Source organism: Armatimonadota bacterium (assembly GCA_029907255.1).
GTDB lineage: Bacteria > Armatimonadota > UBA5829 > DTJY01 > DTJY01 > JAIMAU01.
In genome coordinates this window covers 32,521-49,063 of sequence record JARYMF010000013.1, presented here as the reverse complement: position 1 = coordinate 49,063, position 16,543 = coordinate 32,521, and the positions used below count along the sequence as shown (strand labels likewise).

Annotated in this window: 13 protein-coding genes; all 13 read right to left on the bottom strand. The window is 47.1% G+C overall.

The annotated features are described in order from the left end of the window. Positions 1–16: 16 nt before the first annotated feature. The 13 genes from QHH26_11490 to QHH26_11430 all read right to left on the bottom strand — a co-directional run bounded on the left by QHH26_11490 (position 17) and on the right by QHH26_11430 (position 16,498). Positions 17–1,798, bottom strand: a complete 1,782-nt coding sequence (locus QHH26_11490) for a type II secretion system protein (protein ID MDH7482578.1) — start codon at positions 1,796–1,798, stop codon at positions 17–19. Between the two features lie 29 nt (positions 1,799–1,827). Next, positions 1,828–3,615: a hypothetical protein gene (locus QHH26_11485; protein MDH7482577.1), complete on the bottom strand. Its 1,788-nt coding sequence runs from the start codon at positions 3,613–3,615 to the stop codon at positions 1,828–1,830. 343 nt (positions 3,616–3,958) lie between these two features. Beyond that, positions 3,959–4,735 carry a type II secretion system protein gene (locus tag QHH26_11480; GenBank protein ID MDH7482576.1) on the bottom strand — a complete coding sequence of 259 codons (777 nt, stop codon included), beginning with the start codon at positions 4,733–4,735 and terminating at the stop codon, positions 3,959–3,961. Between the two features lie 42 nt (positions 4,736–4,777). Continuing rightward, positions 4,778–5,611, bottom strand: a complete 834-nt coding sequence (locus QHH26_11475) for a prepilin peptidase (GenBank protein ID MDH7482575.1) — start codon at positions 5,609–5,611, stop codon at positions 4,778–4,780. 25 nt (positions 5,612–5,636) lie between these two features. Then, positions 5,637–6,863: a type II secretion system F family protein gene (locus tag QHH26_11470; protein ID MDH7482574.1), complete on the bottom strand. Its 1,227-nt coding sequence runs from the start codon at positions 6,861–6,863 to the stop codon at positions 5,637–5,639. Positions 6,864–6,898: 35 nt separating this feature from the next. Beyond that, positions 6,899–8,035, bottom strand: coding sequence for a type IV pilus twitching motility protein PilT (locus QHH26_11465; protein ID MDH7482573.1), 1,137 nt, complete (start codon positions 8,033–8,035; stop codon positions 6,899–6,901). Between the two features lie 81 nt (positions 8,036–8,116). Further along, positions 8,117–9,874 (bottom strand): ATPase, T2SS/T4P/T4SS family, encoded by a 1,758-nt coding sequence (locus tag QHH26_11460; protein MDH7482572.1) that lies wholly within the window; start codon positions 9,872–9,874, stop codon positions 8,117–8,119. A gap of 98 nt (positions 9,875–9,972) precedes the next feature. After that, the gene (locus tag QHH26_11455) at positions 9,973–10,881 is read right to left on the bottom strand and encodes a shikimate dehydrogenase (GenBank protein ID MDH7482571.1); all 909 of its coding nucleotides are present in this window, start codon (positions 10,879–10,881) and stop codon (positions 9,973–9,975) included. 10 nt (positions 10,882–10,891) lie between these two features. Beyond that, on the bottom strand, positions 10,892–11,434 hold the full coding sequence (locus tag QHH26_11450) for a YqeG family HAD IIIA-type phosphatase (GenBank protein MDH7482570.1): 543 nt from the start codon (positions 11,432–11,434) through the stop codon (positions 10,892–10,894). Then, positions 11,431–12,441 carry an endolytic transglycosylase MltG gene (gene mltG / locus QHH26_11445; GenBank protein ID MDH7482569.1) on the bottom strand — a complete coding sequence of 337 codons (1,011 nt, stop codon included), beginning with the start codon at positions 12,439–12,441 and terminating at the stop codon, positions 11,431–11,433. The genes QHH26_11450 and mltG overlap by 4 nt, the downstream gene beginning before the upstream one ends. After that, a complete protein-coding gene (gene ruvX, locus QHH26_11440; protein ID MDH7482568.1) occupies positions 12,428–12,868 on the bottom strand; it encodes a Holliday junction resolvase RuvX in 441 nt (146 codons plus the stop codon). Before ruvX ends, mltG begins: the two co-directional genes overlap by 14 nt. Positions 12,869–12,893: 25 nt before the next feature. Beyond that, entirely contained in the window at positions 12,894–15,566 is a 2,673-nt protein-coding gene (alaS, locus tag QHH26_11435) for an alanine--tRNA ligase (protein ID MDH7482567.1), read from the bottom strand. Beyond that, complete coding sequence (locus tag QHH26_11430) at positions 15,560–16,498, bottom strand: sugar kinase (protein ID MDH7482566.1); 939 nt, start codon at positions 16,496–16,498, stop codon at positions 15,560–15,562. The genes alaS and QHH26_11430 overlap by 7 nt, the downstream gene beginning before the upstream one ends. Between the last annotated feature and the right edge of the window lie 45 nt (positions 16,499–16,543).

Here is a 16,543-nt window from a genome sequence, read left to right as displayed (position 1 = left end):
CGTTTACACCACCCGCTCATGAGGCAACGTTCCTAATGCGCACCTTATTTGTAAGTTCGATATTCTGTGGTTTACCTGATGCTGGGTCATACATTTTTATGCCTAACGTCACCGTTATCAAGCTCTTTGTCACATAATTTGCTCGCAATGTATCATCTGCAAGATTGTTTTGCACCTGATAAAAGACAAAGACATTGTCTTTACCCGGCGGCAATGGTACACCCGACCCTCTCTCCTGGGTCTGAAGGGAATGGAAGAAAATTGCCGCGACGCCTTCACAAGGTGTTCCATTACTTCCAATGCCATAGTCAATATCCAGCTTGTATTGGTTATAATCTGGCTCGTAGCAATATAGTGGAGTCCGACTATACAGAATTGGTTTTCCATAGTTTGGACCCGGGGTGGCGCAAGGTGCTACTACACGCTCGGACATCGGGACAACCCGTGCATTAAGTAGTATTTCTGAAACTGGGTCTGAAGTATCAGTTGGGTCATTGATTAGGAAGCGGCGGTATCGGTCGCGGTATCCCGAACTAATATAAGCCGCGTTGATATCGTCAGTGCTACCCATTTTGCTTATCGCCATTGTACCGCCCGCTTTGCTGCTGATTTGGTCATTTACTACCGGAAAGGCGAAATTCGCAGTGCCTTTAACCGGATCAATCGTGAAGGCAACCTCAGGCTTCGCTGGTTCGATTACCCCAGCGCCATATTTACTGGTGCTCTTCGTAGCTAGGTATTTTGTTATATTGAATATCAGCTTTCCATCCCTGAAGATGCCTATAAACGGATTGCCATTTCCATCGGTGCCCTGAGCTGTCTTATACAATATATGCGAGCCTGGATTCTTCGGATCTTTTCGCAACAGCATGACTTCATAGGGCAAAACCCAATGTCCATAGGTTGCTTTATAAACGGTTGGTGGTGCATCGCCAAACTCTGGAGCATCACTCTTTTCCATAGTTGGAACCATTGGGTCGTTATAGACGGCCGTTGGCATAAACTTTACCGTTGGCATAACGATTGGATTGACACCTTCGAACCTAATGTTTACTAGGTCGGTATTCTCCACCGTAACCATAGGCCTGCTTATTTGCTTCCAGCGCCTGCAGTATGGTTCATCATAGAAAAAGTTTGGATAAGACAGTCGGTCCTCCACGGGAATGCTGGGATCAAATAAGTTATCATCATAGAGACTAAACTCTGCCCGGTAAAGGACAAACATATTATCAGTACCCGGGGCTGCTGTCTTGCTCGCATAACTATTCGAATACTCTGCTGTCGGGTCTCTTAGGCCTATAAAATAGCGAACAATAAAAGTATCAGGCGCTAGTGGCTCGGCGGGCCGGATTTCCAGCAATGAGCCATCATACTTACACCGTGGCGCTGATTCGTCAAAATCGGGATTAGAAGGGTCGTGTCTTGGAAAATCCCTCGGCTGGTTATTAGGATGTTTCGGGCTAGTACAATAGCACCTCATGCGCGGAAGAACCAAATCAATTTTGGCGTAATATACCGGGACGAAAACTGTTTTTCCTGTTGCATCTTTTACCTTAAAATTGATTGGGTCTCGCGTATTGTCGAAAACATACATGGCGTCAGCCAAATCACGGCTTATCTGCTCCATGGCGATGCGCGCGTTGTCCTGGGTCCTGACCATCACTTCGGCCTGTCGAGTAAATTCAAAAGTCCTGGTAACCGGTATAAAGACCAGTCCCAGAACAATCACCGTCAAGGCAATGACGATCAGTATTTCTAAGAGCGTGAATCCCTTATTGGATTTGAGAAATCGTTTCATCTTCTCTTAGCAGCCTTCTTTTTCACCGCTTACTGCATCGCCCGCGTCAGATATGTCTGTATATCTGCCGACTTCCATTTGCCAGCTCTCAGCGCGCGGCCGGAGTCACGCCAAATAACCCTTGCGCCGAGGGTAACGCCATAGACCTTGCTTACAAATAGAATTCTCGGGTCGGAGTCTGGACCATATAAGTCCAACAATCTTTGGCGGATATCAACACTGCAGTAACCTCCGGGGCCCGTAGCCTCCGAAATGCGGAAAGTATCGCCATTCCTGGTAAGCCTTAAGCGCCCCTGCCCTTGGATGGTAGCCTCGAAGGTATAATCCACTGCTACTGCCATGCCAGCATAGCATCTGGTGAAAGTCATTACGCCATTGTTGTTTATATGGTATTGGCGGTAATCCAAGCTCAGCCTATCGCTTTTGCGGTATACATCATAGGTTTTATAAACTTGAACCGCCCAATCCCCATCTGCGCGGTAGTAGACGCGAAATGTTTTGCCGGCAAACGAAGGATGAAAGCGGATTATGCCGTCTTTATAATTAACCTGCAATGCTGGAGTTCCGTCGCTCATTTTGCTATCTTCTGTATAGTATGCGCCAGTTTCCACGTCGAGCGCTAATACATCATATGGAAGATAATTATAAGGTGGATATGCCGCCAATCCTTCATATTTTTGGCCATTCAGTTCAATGGTTTCCCCAGCCTTTTTTATAAACCGAAGGGTAAGTTTAAACTCGCAATCTGCTGGACTGTTTATGCGGTCGGGGAGTTTTCGCTCCTCACGAATAATATGCCAATCGAGAACATTATAGTCTATGTAGGCAATCAAAGGCATTTTTCCGCGTGCGGTATATTCTTCGTAGCCATATCCATATGGGTTAAAATAAATAACGCCGGCTACATAGTCTAAAACTTTGTATTCATACGGATTGTTCGGATTCCACTGAGCACCTGCATCAATCAGCTCGAACATTCGATGCAGCGAATCGCTGCCGTGGTCAATAAACATGTAACCAGGTTCTGTAGACAGCTTTGTTCCTGCTGGGCCGGGAATATCTACTGCCACAGTGTAGGGGTCAACTTGCTTGGCAGTATTGCTATTGACAATAATTTCTTGGCTAACCACCGGAACCAAGTCAGGTCTGCCATCCACCAAGGGGTCATTGTCCCAATAGGAGTAGGTAATTATAAATCGCCGGGGATAGGGAGTAGCCCGCAGATAGATAATTGCATTGTCGTAATCAATGGCATATTCACTAAGGCTTCTGAGCGTAGGAATCCCAAGCCAAACATTTCGCCGTCGCATCGGACCGCTATAAACCTTAATGGATTCTGGGCCATCCCATGCTATGGGGCTGAATCCCAGTATGTAAATCGAACCTAAGGAATCGGGGGCCGCTGGGTTTAATGGCATGGGAATCCTGGTAGCTTCGGCATAGATGTGGCGGAATTTGTTAACATCTGTGTAATAGTACATGTTAAACCCTGCTGGCCACCCATCGCTAGGTTCGACAGGGTCGCGCAAGTTGTCCGGACTAACATCAGGAAGCACGGTATAGGCGCCGGAGGTTTCATTCCAACCCCAAGGCAAGATTCCGCCAGGAAGATTGGCAGCCATACCTTTCCACCGCTCGAGCTCCTGTTGGGCAAGGCGATTTGCAAGGGTAACGTCTTCGCTGTGCTTTACGACGGCAAAACCACCTGGAAACATGCGTACTACCATGAGTATGCCGCCGAGGAATATGACTATTGCTGTCAGAACCTCGACTAGTGAAATACCTTGCTCATTTTTTAATCGCACCAGAAGCTTCATTGGCTTCACCAATCGGTCTTCCTAAAAAGAATGCGCCGGCTTCCGTCTCAATCACTACTCTTTGGTCCTGCTCTCCAACGTTCTCATGCAACAATTTACTTTATTGAGAGCATGGGCCAATTTTATTATTTCGGATGAGCCGGAGGGCGCATACTTGCCTGGCATTTTCGCGCATTTAAGCGCTATTTTTCTACCAGTTATTTGACTCCCCGAACTCGATTAATGTTCCAATTTTAAACGTGAAAGAAGGTAACTTCAACAGCCTTGCCATTTCTTTTCAAATAAATAAGGAAGCAAGCATCTGTTTTAGTTACCTTTCGGCAAACTTTAGCTTGATTTTGCTCTATTGTTTGAAGTTCCTCCAGGCGTTTTTCCAATCAATTCCCAATGAAGATGGCAGTTGTTTTACATGTCCATCCAAGAACAGCACTAAATCTTTGCTATTGGGCCTAACCCCTGTTCGCGTGACATCCCTGTGGTAGGAACACCAAGCGACGACTGTCTCAGCAGGTGGGTTTCGCCATTTTAATTGTTTTACTATATTTTCCTGAAGCTTATCATCGTCATCATCTAGCGGCCACTCGATGGAATAATGCGCCTCAGGTTTCCATCCAAGTGGTCTTGGACACTGGTAATCGTAACTGGAGTATTTATATAGAAAAACTGGCTGCGGCTCTGGGTTATTGGGGTCTGTTGCGTTGGTCTCATACCACGTTCTGCCTAATGGGTCTGGGGCGACGTCCGTTTGCTTATATTCCACACCCTCTCCGTTGACAACTGATTTTGGACAATTTAGAGCACTAGCCTCTTTGATGTATTCGGGGTATAGCGACACAGCACGGCCGGTTGCATCCATGCCAGAAGTCTTGTTTAGCGGTACAATTGCTCCATTCTCCTTATACGCCGGACCTGCAATAAAATCTGGATATCGGTGTTCGTCCATTTGAAATTGCTTTAGAGCGGTCCAAATTTGGTGAAGATTGCTCGTACACTGAGCTTTCTTTGCGCTCTCGCGTGAAGAAGCTACGACTGGAAAGATTAAGGCCGCTAGCACGCCCATGATACTAATAACTGTCAAAAGTTCTATAATTGTAAAACCGCCATGTTTTTTTAGTAGCATCTTTCATTCCTCCGTTTGCCAGAACCAAGTATCCGACCCCGCCTAGTTGCCAAGTCCACTAAAAATTAGATATGAATCCAGTATTCGCTGGCCAAAAAATATTGCTATTATTGCACCGGCAACCATCATTGGCCCAAAAGGAACATAGTCTTTTCTTGTTTTCCTGCCTGCCAAAATCAAGCCAATGCCAATCAAGCTGCCTAGCGCCACCGCAATTAGGAATGATACCATCGAAGGCCATATTCCTAAGTTTGCACCTATCGCTGCTGCTAGCTTAATATCGCCGCCGCCCATGCCTTCTTTCTTGAAGACATAATAGCTGATAACGGCGATTGCCATGAAAAATCCGCCGCAGATTATGATCGCTGCTATTGATTGTGGCACAGGTAACAGCAAATCCGTACCCGGTACTGGAATCCAATATGGTTGCCTACCCCCGATTGCCAACTCAATTCCATCATGTACCAAACCAACTACTATCCCAAAAAGGCTTAGCTGGTCTGGTATAATCCAATGTTCTAAGTCTATAAAAAAAACTGCGATTAGTGCAGCTCCAAAAAGCGCGTTCGCAAAAAAGTTCACGCTGTATCCGAACCAGATATATGTTACTGCGAAATATCCTCCCGTCAATAATTCAACCAAGAAATACCGCCAACTAATTGGCTCACCACAATAACGGCAGCGCCTATTTTGAATTAAGAAACTGAGCAAGGGGACCAGATCCCATGCACGGAGGAGTGTCTTACAAGATGGACAATGGGAACCTGGCCGGATGATTGACTCATCCCTCGGCATACGCCAGATACATACATTGAGAAAACTGCCGACCACCGTCCCATATATGAATGCAATCGCTGCACCGAGCCATTCGGGCATTGCTAATATGCTTTTCTCCTAAGCTCTACTCGCCGCCGCCTTGTGAAAGATTGCCAATAACTGTGATGAGCGGCATGAACATTGAGATAACTATGAAACCTACAGCGCCACCCAAAAATACAATCATTACAGGTTCGATGGAAGCTGTAAGGCTTTGAAGCGCGGCATCTACTTCATTTTCATAGAAGTCCGCAATCTTTCCAAGCATTTGGTCCAGCGCACCGGACTCTTCGCCGATGCTTATCATTTGGACCACCATAGGCGGGAACATTTTGCTTTTTTGAAGAGGTTCGCCAATCCTATCGCCTTCGCGAATTCTCGATCTCGCCTCTAGAATCGCATCACCGATGATTTCATTTGCCACTGTCCCTGCGACAGTTTCCATAGCCTGAAGTATCGGGACACCACTTATTAGAAGCGTTGCTAGCGTGCGCGAAAATCGCGAAAGGCATATTTTGTGATTTAGCTTTCCAAATACCGGTGCTTTAAGCTTTATTCGGTCGTAAATTCGACGTCCAACCCTGGTCTTGACAAAAAGGCGAAATGCTACGAAGAACGCAATAAGGCAACCTAGCATTATATACCATTTCGTTGTCAGAAAATGGCTGAAATTCATAAGTATTAGCGTTGTGAATGGCATTTCTTTAACGCCGAGGTCTTTAAACAGGTCCATAAATTTTGGAAGCACAAACGTGACCAAGCCGATAACAATTATGAGCGCAACAATCACGACGATTGTTGGATATGTCATTGCGGATTTAACTTTGCGGCGGAGTTCCAAATCTTTTTCCAAGAAGGTAGATAACCTCTGAAGGCTTTCTTCAAGCGCGCCGCCAACTTCGCCAGCTCGAACCAAACCGATGAATAAATTGCTGAAAACATTAGGATATTTGGACATTGCTTTTGAAAGCGTTTCTCCGCCCTGAACTTGGGCTTCAATATCAGCAATAATTCGCCGCAATTTAGGACTTTGCGTTTGTTCCGCAAGGACTGAAAGACATCTTACGAGTGAAACACCCGCATCAATCATCGTTGAAAATTGACGGCAAAAGATAGCAAGGTCGGTAAGCTTCACGCGCCCAAATCCCATCCCAGCGGACTTGGGCTTGGAAGCTTTTGTGCGTTGGACCTTCATAACCGTATAGCCGCGCTCTTGAAGCGACCGTGCTACCGCTGCCTCGCTTTCACCTTCCGATATCCCTTGCCGTATTGTGCCTGTTGCGTCTCTGATTGTGTATGCAAAGGTTGCCATCTTTTCACTCCTAAATCAGCGGTGCCCGATATTTCCTATCGTCCATTAGCGTTCCCAGGCATGGGGCCGCGTCCGGCAGTTGCTACCATTGTTTTGAATTCATCAGGATTCATCGCTCGTGATAGAGCTTCGTCATATGTTATTTGGCCGCGTTGATATAGGTCTCTTAGCGATTGGTCCATTGTCTGCATCCCAAGATTAGCACTAGTCTGTATAACCGAAGTTATCTGGTGTGCTTTATTTTCTCTAATGAGGTTTCTTATAGCCGGTGAAGCTATCATTACCTCCATTGCACAAACGCGGCCTGGCATTCCTGCTCTAGGCAACAGCTGTTGACATAGAACGGCTTCCAAGTTATTTGAAAGCATAAACCGGATTTGCTCTTGTTGCTCAGGCGGAAACACGTCTACCACACGGTCAACCGTTTGGGGCGCGTTGATTGTATGTAGTGTAGCAAGCACTAGGTGTCCTGTTTCAGCGCATGTTATTGCAGTTGATATCGTGTCCAAATCTCGCATTTCGCCAACGAGAATTACATCTGGGTCTTCGCGAAGAGCAGCTCGAAGTGCACCCGAGAACGACCGAACATCGAGGCCAAGCTCACGCTGATTAATGATGCTCATTTTGTGTTGATGCAAATACTCAATGGGATCTTCAATGGTAATGATATGCGCACTTCTCTCAGAGTTTATCTGGTTGACCATCGCCGCCAGAGTTGTGGACTTTCCTGAACCGGTCGGCCCTGTCACGAGAATCAATCCGCGAGGCTTTCTTGAAAGTTCTTCAAGTATTACTGGAAGACCCAGCTCGCGAATAGTAGGAATTCGTGTGGGAATCACCCGGAAAGCAGCTGCTACTGTGCCCTTATCGCGAAAAACGTTAACTCTAAAGCGCGAAACTTTAGCCAAAGAATACGAAAAATCAAGCTGGAGGTCGGCTTCAAACCGCTGGATTTGCTCGTCAGTTAGAATATCATACACTAGCCTCTGACTGTCCGTTGGTGTCAGCTTCTCATAATTAGTTGGCATAAGCTGGCCATCAATTCGGAGAATTGGTGGCACCCCTACTGCTAGGTGGAGGTCAGAAGCTCCGCGCTCCACCACCAATCTAAGAAGGTCATCTATATGAACTTCCTCGATTGGACGTACTTTACCAATCGGACGTTGTTGCATTTGGGCAGTTACCATGGCATCCTGTACCAATGTGTCCCCCTCACTTCTGCTTCCCTATTTATTAGGAAAGGAATTCAAGCTTTAATGACCTGCGGTGAAGACTACAGCCTTGACCTCTTCAGGAGTGGTAATCCCTTGAAGGACTTTATCTAATCCATCCTCCCGGAGTTCTTTCATTCCATTTGCTTTTGCCGCTTCGCGAATGTCGGCAAGAGGTGCTCTGCGTACGATAAGCTCGGCAATCTCATCATTTACGCACATAAGTTCGAAGATTCCAATTCTTCCTTTGAAACCGGTATGCCTACACACCTCACAGCCGCGACCACGGTAGAGTGTGATCATCTCATTCTTATCCTCTACCGGGTAACCTAGCACTCGAAGCTCGCTCGCACGCACTTGGTAGGGTTCTTTGCAGTTCTGGCAGACTTTTCTAGCAAGCCTTTGCGCCAGAACACCAATTACGGTTGCGGATATCAGGTATGGCTCAACCCCCATATCCACCATTCGGATAACGGCTGATGGGGCATTGTTGGTATGCAATGTGGATAGAACCAGGTGACCTGTAAGAGCTGCTTCAACCGCTATTTCTGCTGTTTCAAGGTCTCGCATTTCACCTACCATAATTATATCGGGGTCTTGCCGCAGAAAAGCTCTTAGAGCGGTTGCGAAAGTTAAGCCTGCTTTGACGTTGACTTGAACCTGTGATATTCCTGGAAGCTGATACTCTACAGGGTCTTCAATTGTGATTATGTTCTTTGCTACCGAGTTAATCTTATGAAGAACAGAATATTGGGTTGTAGTTTTGCCGCTACCGGTTGGACCCGTAGAAAGAACCATTCCGTTAGGTTGCACTATTAATTCTTCAAGCCTTGCAAGTGACTCCGGCGAGAAACCTAACTTGTTCAAACCAATCAATACACTGCTCTTATCGAGAATTCGGCAGACGATTTTCTCGCCATAGATGGTTGGCAAACAGCTCACACGAAGGTCATAATCTTTTCCATTTGCTCGAACGGCAATACGTCCATCTTGAGGCACCCTTCGTTCAGCGATATTCATTTCCGCCATAATCTTAAATCTTGAAATCAAGGGTGCTTGAATATATTTTGGAAGCGTCATCTCTTCATGCAGAACGCCATCCAAGCGATATCTCACGCGCACATGGCGCCTGTCGGGCTCGACATGGATATCGCTTGCTTCCTGCTGGATGGCCTGCTGTATGATTGTGTTGGCTGCCCGGATTATTGGGGCTTCCTCGGCAACCCTTGCAACTGCATCGGGGTCTTCTTCTTCGGCAACCTCGCGAGACCTATATGAGTCTATCGCATCTTGAATGCTTGCTATCCCCCCGCCAAGCGGGGCACCTGTGGCTGCAGCTGGAGTAGCACTTGCGGCGTCACTGCTTCCACCACGGTAATTGCGTTCGATAGCTTCCTCAATCGCCTGAGCAGTAGCAAGCGCCGGTTGAATCTGCAATCGCGTGACGGACCTTAGGTCGTCAAGCGCCATTATGTTGTTTGTATCCGCCATTGCTACCGTCAAGCGATTGCCATTCTTCATGACCGGCATTACCTTGTGCCGCCTGACTATATTCTCAGGCACCACATTTATAGCAGCAGGATCAATTTTCTGGGTGGTAAGGTCTACAAACGGTATGTTCAGCTGGCGTGCACGAGCCTGTAGCACCTGTTTTTCATTTGCAAAACCAAGATCCATGATTATCTGGCCAATATCCCCAGGTGCAGCTTTCTGAGCTTCTCTTGCCTGGGCAAGCTGCTCAGGTGTTATTACTTGCGCCTCCAGAAGGAGATCGCCTATATCTTTTCTCATCGTTACCATTGCTTTAGGACCTCCACCCCATGCTCGTGCATTCTAACATCCTATTCAAAATATTATACCATCCTGTCTTACTATATACAATCGGCCGCTCCGAAGATTTACTTCATTCTCTTTAATCCAGCCACCACTGCCTCCTCCATGGCCTTAATTGGTGGCTCCAAGCCAGTCCATATCCGAAATGAAATCGCTCCTTGATAAACTAGCATCTTAATACCATTCATTACCTTACATCCAACCTTGCGTGCCGCTTGTAGCAATTTCGTTTCCATTGGGTTATATATCAAATCGTATACCAACAGCCCTTTGTGCAACCATTCCGAAGGAACCGGCTGCTCATCGGTATGCGGAAACATCCCGACAGAAGTGCAGTTGACCAGAAAGTTTGCTCCCTCCACTGCGTGCCGTGCTTCCTCGCTTTCTATTTGCACTGCGTGAATTGGATGCTCACCCAACTTCGCTTTAAGCGCCTCAACCATTTCAATTGCTCGACTAAGCGTGCGATTTGCAACAGTCACTTGGCAACCTCGAACAGCCAACGCATTAACTATTGCCCTTGCTGAACCACCAGCGCCTAGCACGACAACCTTTTTGCCAACCACCTCAGCAGCCATCTGACCCAGCGATTCGATAAAACCTTGCCCATCTGTGCTGTAGCCTCTGAGTAATCCCTCAGAGTTATGCACTGTATTTACAGAAGATATCTGCTGGGCTTCGGGACTGACCCAATCAAGGAATCGAATTACTGATTCCTTGTGTGGGATTGTTACATTCACGCCGACTATCTGCAACGCGCGGATACCTCGAACCGCGGCTTCCAAATTGTCAGGGTGCACGTTAAACGGGACGTAGACAAAGTCTAGCCCAAGCTCTTGGAAAGCTGCATTATGCATTGCAGGAGACAAGCTGTGACGCACGGGATATCCGAAAACGCCAACAACTTTTGTCTCGCCGCTCAACAGTCCTTTCAACTTTCCATCTTCCCTTTTCTGACGCTCTAGATTACTCAAATGTTCCCGTCTACGAAGGCTTTGCACCATCTTTGATGGCAAGCATTCCGCGCCTTTCAAAAAACCTTAAAAGCATTCTCTCGAAAAACCTGCTGATTATTGTTGCTATGAATTCATGTTTGGAAAGGGGCCTTACTAGAATGGTATATAGTCCTAGCCTTTCACCACCCAAAATATCGGTAAAAACCTGGTCACCCACTACAACTGCATGTTCAGGCTCTACACCAAGAAGTCTTAGTGCCTCTCTAAAACCTCCGCGCCGAGGCTTTAATACCCTATTCACATATGGCAAATTCATTTCTTTCGCAAGGCGCTTAAGCCGATTGGGAAACCGTGTATTCGAGACTATGCAAACCTTGAATCCATATTCCTTTGCCTTTTGAAGCCAATCGTGAGTTGCTTTGGGAACTTCGCTTTTCCTCCAGGGCACCAATGTATTATCTAAATCAACGAGTATCGCTGAAAAACCGCGATTTCGTAATGCTTGTAAGTCTATCTGGCTCACTGAAGATAAATACTCATCAGGGCAAAGAAGCTTAAGGAGCTTATTCACCTACCAGTCCCTCCACGCGCAATTTGTTTTGCACGGTTGTGTTCTTCTAAAGTTCGGCTGAAGATATGCGAACCATCTCGTTTGGCTACATAATAAAGATAATCCACATTTGCGGGATGGAGTGCTGCTTTGATAGAAGCAAGGCCAGGGTTTGCAATCGGACCAGGCGGGAGTCCCGGATACCGATAAGTATTATATGGGGAATCTATTCCCAGGTCTCTATAAAATAGGCGGCTCTTGTGCCTTCCAAGGGCGTATAGAATAGTGGCATCGCATTCCAAATGCATCCCTTTCGAAAGTCTGTTTCGAAGAACTGCGGATATTAGCGGCCTATCTTTTGAAATGCGTGCTTCACGCTCAATGAGCGAAGCTAAGATAACAATCTCGTGAAGGTTCATGCCGCTTGCAGCAATTTCAGGCATCAGGTCCGCTATTCTTTTTCCAAAATTATCGAGCATCTCTTGAATTATAGATTCCTCTGAGCTGCCAATGGAAATCAGATAGGTATCTGGGAATAAGTAGCCCTCTAAGTCATCTCCTGGATGTGGGAAGCTTGTAGTAAAAGCTGACCCTCTGGTTCGTGCTAAGCTATAGAATCTATCCATATTTGCCAAGCCTTCTGCATGAAGACGCTCGGCAATCTGCGAAGTAGTAAACCCTTCTGGAAACGTAACCCACTTTGCGCTAACATCGCCCGCGACGATTTTCTTCAGAATTTTGCTGGGGGTCATGGCAGGACTGAGCTCGTACGCACCGGGCTTGAGACTTTCGCTTTTGTGCTGCCAAAGTGCAAGCAAAATAAAACCAGAGGGGCTGCGGATAACACCCGATTTTGCCAGCAAATGTGCAATTTTTTTGGTAGAGGAACCATTGGGTATCAATACCATTATTTTGCGGTCGCGACCTGCTGGCGTCCATACCCCCCAACTAAGCCAAAGCAAAGCCCCTAACGCCACGATTGCCAGAAGGAATGCTGCCAAAAAGCCAATACGTCTAAGATTGCTCACTATTGCGGACCTCGCGCCTTTTACGATTGAGATAGGATTGAAGCATCACCGCCGCTGCTAGTTTGTCAACAACCGCTTTGCGATTTTCACGCGACTGGTCTGCTTCGACGAGTATCCGTTCCACTTCAACAGTCGTCAGCCGTTCGTCCCAAAGTTCAACTGGAACTTTGACATGTGGCTTGAGTGCTTCGACAAACTCCTTAGCCTTTTCTGCCTGGACTCCAACCGTACCTGCCAACATTAGGGGCAATCCAACGACGATAACGCCGACTTGATAAGCTTCTGCCAGCTTTTTAATCTCGGCAATGTCTTTCTTAACGCTTGTGCTTCGCCGTATTACAGTTAATGGCGTTGCCACCATTCCAAGCTCATCGCTTATGGCAACGCCGATTGTTTTATCACCCACATCTAAACCCATATACCGCATGTCTTTAATTGCAAGCACAAAAAAGTTATGGGGCGCTACTCTCTGCTTTCTTTTTCACAAGCTCCCTAGCTTTCTCAAGTGCTTCGTCAAGTTTGCCGACATCACGCCCGCCAGCCTGCGCAAAATCTGGGCGTCCTCCACCACCTCCGCCTGCAACCTTTGCCACCTCACGTATTATATCGCCGGCATTGAAACCTTTTTTCACAAGGTCGGCGGTGACTTTACTGACAAAAATTACTTTCCCATCTGCCGGGGCACCTAGCACAACAACAGCAGATTTTAGTTTATTTGCCAAGCCATCTGCCAACGTGCTCAGTGCCTCAGCATCGCCTTCAACTCTTGCCGCGATGAGCTTTATACCGTTCACATCAACGGCTCTCGAGGCAAGCTCTTCTGCGCCGCCCGAAACAATTCGACGCTGGAGATCACTAATTCGCTTTTCTGCAGTTTTCAAATTCTCCACGAGCCTGCGCACAGCATCAGGGACATCTGTCGGAGCTGTCCTCAGAATTTCCGCCGCGGCATTGAGAAGCGCCTCGCGTTCATTTAGGTATGCAAGCGCAGCAAGCCCAGTCATTGCCTCGATTCTTCGAAGACCTGCACCAACGCTACTCTCGCTGACGATTTTAAATATCCCAACTTGACTAGTGTTTGACACATGAGTTCCGCCACAAAGTTCCAGACTTACGTCGCCAATCCTTACCACTCTTACCTGGCCGCCATATTTCTCGGTAAATAGAGCCATTGCCCCGTCCTCCTTCGCCTGTTCAAGAGTGGTCTGGTAAATTTCGACAGGAAGGCTATTATATATCTCGGTATTTACAATACTTTCTACCCGCGCTAATTCCTCAGGCGAAAGTGGCGAGGGGTGCGTAAAGTCAAACCTCAGTCGTTCGGGGTCAACCGACGAACCAGACTGGACAACATGTTCGCCGAGCACTACTCTAAGCGCCTTATGGAGCAAGTGAGTTGCTGTATGGTTGCGCATAGTCGCCATTCTTCGCACACTGTCTACCGCAGCCGTTACTCTCTCCCCACGGCTCAATTTTCCAGAGGTAACCCTGCCAGAATGTACAATAAGCGAACCAGCTCGGTATGTATGCTCTACAGCGACTTCTGCGCCTTCTTTTGTTGTAATAATGCCTTTATCGCCTACTTGTCCTCCAGACTCGGCGTAGAAAGGTGTTCGGTCCAACACAAGTTCAATTTCATCATTCTGGGAAGCAGAATCAACAAGTTCTCCATTTTTCAGAATGCCAACTATTTTCGATTCTGAAATTAGCATATCATAGCCAACAAACTCCGTCTCAGGCTCTTCTTTTTCTATTTCAGCAAGTGTCATGAGGCTTGCAGCGAATAGTTCAGAGGGAATTTCGCTTCCTTCTCTGGCTTTTCTGCGCTGTTCCTCCATCGCCTCATTGAAGCCTTGGATATCTACGCGCAGTCCGTGTTCGGCGGCAATCTCTTCTGTAAGCTCCAAAGGGAATCCGTAAGTATCATAGAGAACAAACGCCTCCATTCCTGGAAGCACTTTCTCTGCACCACCACTGCCCTTGAGTACAGCCTCTATTGCCTCCTCCAACTTCTGCATCCCTTGGTTTAAAGTGCGCAGGAATTTTTCCTCATCAGCTCTTATAGTCCTGCATACGTGCCCTTCCCGTTCCACCAGCTCTGGGTAAGGGTCTTTCATAACCTCAACCACAACAGGTGCAATTCGGTCTAGGAATGGTTCCTGGAGGCCAAGCAATCTGCCTTTTAATACTGCCCTGCGGATAATTCGCCGCAAAACATATCCTCTTCCTACGTTCGACGGAAGAACACCATCCGCAATTGCAAAAACCATCGCCCGGATATGGTCGGCAATAACGCGGAAGGCTATGTCAGCATCTGATTCCTTTGCTTGGTACTTCGCCCCACTTACCTCTTCAATGCTTTTGATAATTGGGAAAAACAAATCGGTCTCGAAGTTTGTAGGCGTGCCTTGGAGAATTGCTGTAACACGTTCGAGCCCAAGACCCGTATCGATGTTTTTTTGGGGCAGCGGCGTTAGCGTACCATCTTCTTCGCGATTGTATTGCATAAAAACAAGATTCCAAACCTCGCTAAACCTTGCACAATCGCAAGAAGGGTCGCAATTTGGTCGCTTGCAGCCAACGTCTGCACCATAGTCAAAGAATATCTCAGAGCACGGCCCACATGGGCCATTTGGACCTTCGGTTGGTGCATTTGGAGGCCAATAGTTCTTTCCAGCCCCTAGACGAACAATGCGCTCATTCGGAACACCAACTATTTTCTCCCAGATTTCATATGCCTCGTCGTCGTTCTCATAAACACTAACCCAAAGGTCGTTTGGGGAGAAACCAAGAACTTTCGTAAGAAACTCCCATGCCCAAGCAATTGCCTCTTTTTTGAAATAGTCGCCAAACGAGAAGTTGCCCATCATTTCAAAAAAAGTATGGTGGAATGGTGTTGTTCCTACTACTTCCAAGTCTCCAGTTCGCAGACATTTCTGAGCGGTAGTTATACGACTCCTCGGAGGCTTGCGTGCGCCAATAAAATATGGCTTGAACTGAACCATCCCAGCGCTGGTAAATAGCAAGGTGGGATCATCGGGCACGAGAGAATCACTTGGGTATATAAGGTGTCCTCGTTCCTCAAAGAATTTAAGATATTTTGTCCTCAGCTCACTACTTAACATGTCGGAGTATGCTCCATGAAATATAGTGTATCCTCTAGACTTTTAATTCCCGTAGTTGCGCCTAATGCCATAACGCAAGTGGCGCCAACAGCATTCGCAAACCTACCTGTTTTTTCCAAATCCCAACCACTTAAGATGCCGGTAAGGAAACCTGCCGCAAAGCAGTCACCTGCCCCGCATGCATCTACTGCCACCACGTCAAACCGCGGTATGTAAAGCTCAACATCCTTTGAGCGTATGTAGCAACCTTCCTCACCCATTTTGAGAGCCACAATTTTCACTCCATGATCCATTAGCACTGCCGCAACATCAGGCGGATTGTGCTTGCCAGTTACCATGCGTGCTTCCTCTATACTTGGAACTGCTATGTCAACATATGGAAGGCATGGTTCGATTAGACTCATCCATCGGCCCTTCGAATCCCATGCGGTGTCAAGACTGGTTGTAAGCCCCATTTGCTTTGCTTTCCTCAAAACCCTTGCTGTTGGCTCTCCATCGAACGCCGGCATCAAAAATGACCCTGCAATATGCAATATCTTTGCACCCTTTAGCAAGTCAAAATTAACATCTTGTTCGGTCAATGTTGCGTTTGCTCCAAGGTAATGAATGAAGCTTCGCTCACCATCTGGGTGAACCATGACCATCGTTGCCGAAGTTGCCGTCTCGGGGTCGCGAACAACCCCCCTGGCGTCTATGCCCGCGCGTTCTAGAACCCCTATCAAAAAGTCACCAAAACCGTCGTCTCCGACTTTGCCAATTACTCCGGTCTCCACTCCTATTTTGGAAAGTGCTATCGCTGTGCTTGATGCACATCCGCCGCTGTGAAGCTCCATTCGGTCGACTAAAACAAGTTTTCCCCGCTCGGGATACTCGGTAACCGGTTTCCCAATGACATCTGCAACCAATATTCCAATACAAACAACTTCCGACATTGCAATGTTCCTTTCAGAGCAATTTTCTTTGAAATTTGAACAATG